This window comes from Longimicrobiaceae bacterium, assembly GCA_035936415.1.
Taxonomy (GTDB): Bacteria; Gemmatimonadota; Gemmatimonadetes; order Longimicrobiales; family Longimicrobiaceae; genus JAFAYN01.
Genome location: DASYWD010000590.1, coordinates 1 through 4,077, shown reverse-complemented (window position 1 = coordinate 4,077; position 4,077 = coordinate 1). Strand labels below are relative to the sequence as shown.

The 4,077-nt window shown below is 75.6% G+C and carries 3 protein-coding genes; all 3 read left to right on the top strand.

Annotated features, from left to right (window positions below; all coding sequences use genetic code 11):
- Positions 1–1,739: non-ribosomal peptide synthetase (locus VGR37_23700; GenBank protein ID HEV2150425.1), on the top strand; the 1,739-nt coding region annotated here is incomplete at its 5' end.
- Positions 1,736–3,433, top strand: a complete 1,698-nt coding sequence (locus tag VGR37_23695) for a cyclic peptide export ABC transporter (GenBank protein ID HEV2150424.1) — start codon at positions 1,736–1,738, stop codon at positions 3,431–3,433. The genes VGR37_23700 and VGR37_23695, both read left to right, overlap by 4 nt.
- A 12-nt stretch (positions 3,434–3,445) precedes the next feature.
- The coding region (locus VGR37_23690; GenBank protein HEV2150423.1) for a condensation domain-containing protein at positions 3,446–4,077 on the top strand (632 nt) is incomplete at its 3' end.

The window sequence follows — 4,077 nt, the reverse complement described above, 5'->3', positions numbered from 1 at the left end:
ACCACCTGCGCGGCCGCGGCGTGGGCCCGGAGGTGGTGGTGGGGATCTGCCTGGAGCGCTCCGTGGACGCCGTGGCGGCGATCCTGGCCGTGCTCAAGGCCGGCGGCGCCTACCTCCCCCTGGACCCCGCCTACCCGGCGGAGCGGCTGGCGCTGATGCTGGAGGACTCGGGCGCGGCGGTGCTGGTGACGCGCCGCCGCCTGGCCGCGGAGCTGGACGGCGGCGCGCGCGAGGTCGTCCGCGTGGACGCCGACCGGGCCGCCATCGACGCGGAGCCGGAGGACGACCCGGAGGTCCCGGCGGAGGCCGCCGGTGCCGCGTACGTGATCTACACCTCGGGCTCCACCGGCCGGCCCAAGGGGACCGTCGTCCCGCACGGGGCGCTCGCCAACCACACCCTCTCCGCGGCGGAGGCGTACGGGATCGGCCCGGACGACCGGGTGCTCCAGTTCGCCTCGCTCTCCTTCGACGCGAGCGTGGAGGAGATCTTCCCGGCGCTCGCGCGCGGGGCGGCGCTGGTGCCGCGGTCGGAGCGCCCCCTGGGCGCGGTCGCCGACTTCCTGGCCTTCTGCCGGGAGGAGGAGGTCACCGTGCTCGACCTCCCCACGGCGTACTGGCACCAGGTGGCCGCCAGCCTGCGCGAGGACGCGCTGGAGCTCCCGGAGCCGGTCCGCCTCGTCGTCATCGGCGGGGAGCGGGCCCTCCCGGAGCGGGTGGCGGACTGGCGCGGGCGGGTGCCGGAGCGGGTGCGGCTGGTCAACACCTACGGGCCCACGGAGGCCACCGTGGTCGCCACCCGCCAGGACGTCGGGGGGGGCGACGGGGCCCATGCCCGCGAGGTCCCCATCGGCCGCCCCATCCGGGGGGTGCGGGCGTACGTCCTGGACCCCCGGATGGAGCCGGTCCCGGCCGGGGTCGCCGGGGAGCTGTACCTGGGCGGCGCCGGACTGGCGCGCGGCTACCTGGGTCGCCCGGAGCTGACCGCGCAGAAGTTCGTCCCGGACCCGTTCTCCGCAGAGCCGGGAGCGCGGCTCTACGCCACCGGCGACCGGGCGCGCCGGCTCCCCGGCGGGGAGCTGGAGTTCGCGGGGCGGGTGGACCAGCAGGTGAAGGTGCGCGGCTTCCGCGTGGAGCCCGGGGAGGTGGAGGCCGCGCTGCGCGAGCACCCCGACGTGCGGGACGCGGTGGTCGCCGCCCGCGAGGACGTCCCCGGGGACCGCCGGCTGACGGCGTACGTGGTCCCCGCGGCGGGGCCGGCGCCCGCCCCGGCGGAGCTGCGCGGCTTCCTGGGGGAGCTGCTCCCCGCGTACATGGTCCCCTCCGCCTGGGTCTTCCTCGGCGAGCTGCCGGTCACGCCCGGCGGCAAGCTCGACCGCCGCGCGCTCCCCGCCCCCGGGGCGGAGTCGGCGCAGGCCCCGGACGGCTACGTGGCGCCCCGCACCCCCGTCGAGGAGCTCCTGGCGGGGATCTGGGCCGGGGTCCTGGGGCGGGAGCGGGTCGGCGTACAGGACGGCTTCTTCGAGCTGGGAGGCGACTCGATCCTGGCCGTCCAGGTGGTCTCCCGCGCCCGGCAGGCCGGCCTCGCGCTGCAGCCGCAGCAGCTCTTCCAGCACCCGAACGTCGCGCGCCTGGCGGCTGCCCTGGACGCCGTCCCCGCCGTGCTTCCGCCCCTCGTCCGGCCCGCCGTGGGGCCGGAGGAGGAGACCGCGTCCATCCCCATGCCCAGCCCGGGAACATGACACCGCTCCTGCACCTGCTCTTCCGGTACTCCGTCCGCACCGTCGTCTTCGCCGCGCTCGCCGGGGTGCTGAGCGGAGGAGCCAACGCGGTCCTCCTGGCGCTGGCCAACGCCGCGCTCCACCACCCGCGGCCCTGGACCGACGTCGCGCTGGTGGGGGCGTTCGTGACGACCTGCCTCCTCCTCCCGGTGCTGCGCGCCGTCTCGGCCTACCTCCTGGGGACGCTCGGGCAGCGGGCGCTGAAGGACCTCCGCGTCGAGCTGGGCCGGAAGATCGCCGGCGCGCCGCTGCGGCAGCTCGAGTCGGTGGGGATCCCCCGCCTCTTCGCCATGCTCACGGAGGACATCGCGGCCATCGCCGGGGCGCTGCAGGTGCTCCCCCTCCTCTTCGTGCAGGGGGCCATCGTCGCGGGGTGCCTCGTCTACCTGGGGTGGCTGTCGCCGCTGGCGCTGGCCGGCATCCTGGTCCTGCTCGCCGCCGGGATCCTGACCTACCGGATCCCGATGGGGCTCGGCATCGGCCACCTGCGGGAGCAGCGGGAGCTGACGGACCGGCTCTGGAGGGACCTGCAGGGCCTCACCTCGGGAGTCCGCGAGCTGAAGCTGCACGCGGCCCGGCGCGAGGCGCTGATCTCGCGCCTGGAGACCACGGCGACGCTGCAGGGCCGGACCGCCGTGCGGGCGGGCACCCTCTTCGACGCCGCCGCGGGGTGGGGACAGATGGTGATCTTCGCCCTGGTGGGCTCCATCGTCTTCCTGCTCCCGCTCGTGGGGGACACGCCGCTGCAGACGCTCACCGGGTACGCGCTGGTGCTGCTCTACCTGATGACGCCGCTGGAGCTGATCCTGGACACACTCCCGGTCCTGTCCCGCGCGCAGGTGTCGCTCCACAAGGTGGAGTCGCTCGGCCTCCCCGGCGTCGGCCGCCCACTGCAGCTCCACGCCGCCCCGGGGAGCGGCGACGGGGCCGGGCCGGACTGGCGCGAGATCCGGCTGGCGGGAGTCACGCACACCTACCACCGGGAGGGGGAGGGGGACTTCACCCTGGGCCCCGTGGACCTCACCCTCCGCCCCGGAGAGATCGTCTTCTGGGTGGGTGGGAACGGGAGCGGGAAGACCACGCTCGCCAAGCTCCTGACCGGGCTCTACACCCCCGCCGAGGGGGAGGTGCTCCTGGACGGCCGGCCCGTGACGGACGAGAACCGCGAGGCGTACCTGCAGCGCTTCTCGGTGGTGTTCGCGGACTTCTACCTCTTCGAGAGCCTCCTGGGCCTGGACGGGTCCGGGCTGGACGAGCGGGCGGCGGAGTACCTCCGGAAGCTGGAGCTGGCGCACAAGGTGACGGTGCGGGACGGCGCGCTTTCCACCACCGAGCTCTCCCAGGGCCAGCGGAAGCGGCTGGCGCTGCTCACGGCGTACCTGGAGGACCGCCCCATCTACCTCTTCGACGAGTGGGCCGCCGACCAGGATCCCGTCTTCAAGAAGCTCTTCTACCTGGAGCTCCTTCCCGAGCTGAAGGCGCGCGGGAAGACGGTGGTCGCGATCAGCCACGACGACCACTACTACGGCGTGGCCGACCGGATCGTGAAGCTCGACTACGGACAGGTGGAATACGACGGCGACCCGGAAGGGCTGCTCCAGCGGGCCGCCGGTGGGCCGGCCGTCCCGGCGCGGCGCGCCGGCGCCGTGGTGTAGGTGGGCGCCCCCGTGCAGCCGGACCTCCGCGGCGGCGGCGTGGAAGACACGTACCGCCTGTCGCCGGGACAGGAGGGGATCCTCTTCCACTCCCTGTACGAGCCGGGATCCGGCGCGTACCTGAGCCGCTTCTCGCTGACGCTGGCCGGCCGCCCCGACGTGGAGGCGCTCCGGGCCGCCTGGCAGGGGGCGCTGGACCGCCACGCGGCGCTGCGCGCCTCCTTCGCCTGGGAGGGGGTCCCGGAGCCGCGGCAGCTCGTGCACCGGGACGTCGACCTCCCGTGGGAGGTGCTGGACTGGAGCGCCCTCCCCGCCGCGGAGCGGGAGGACCGGCGCGAGGCGTACCTCCGCGCCGGGGCGGAGCGCGGCTTCGACCTCGCCGCGCCGCCGCTGATGCGCGTGGCGCTCCTGCGCACGGGGGCGGAGGAGTGGGAGATGGTCTGGACGTACCACCACCTCCTCCTGGACGGGTGGTCGGTCCCGCTCGTCCTGCGCGACGTGCTCGCCCTCTACGCCGCGGCGGCGGGCGGGCGCGAGCCGGCGCTCCCCGCGCCCCCCCCGCACGGCGACTACTTCGCCTGGCTGGAGGGGCGGGACCCGGCCGCCTCGGAGGCGTTCTGGCGCGCGGAGCTGGGCTCCTTCGC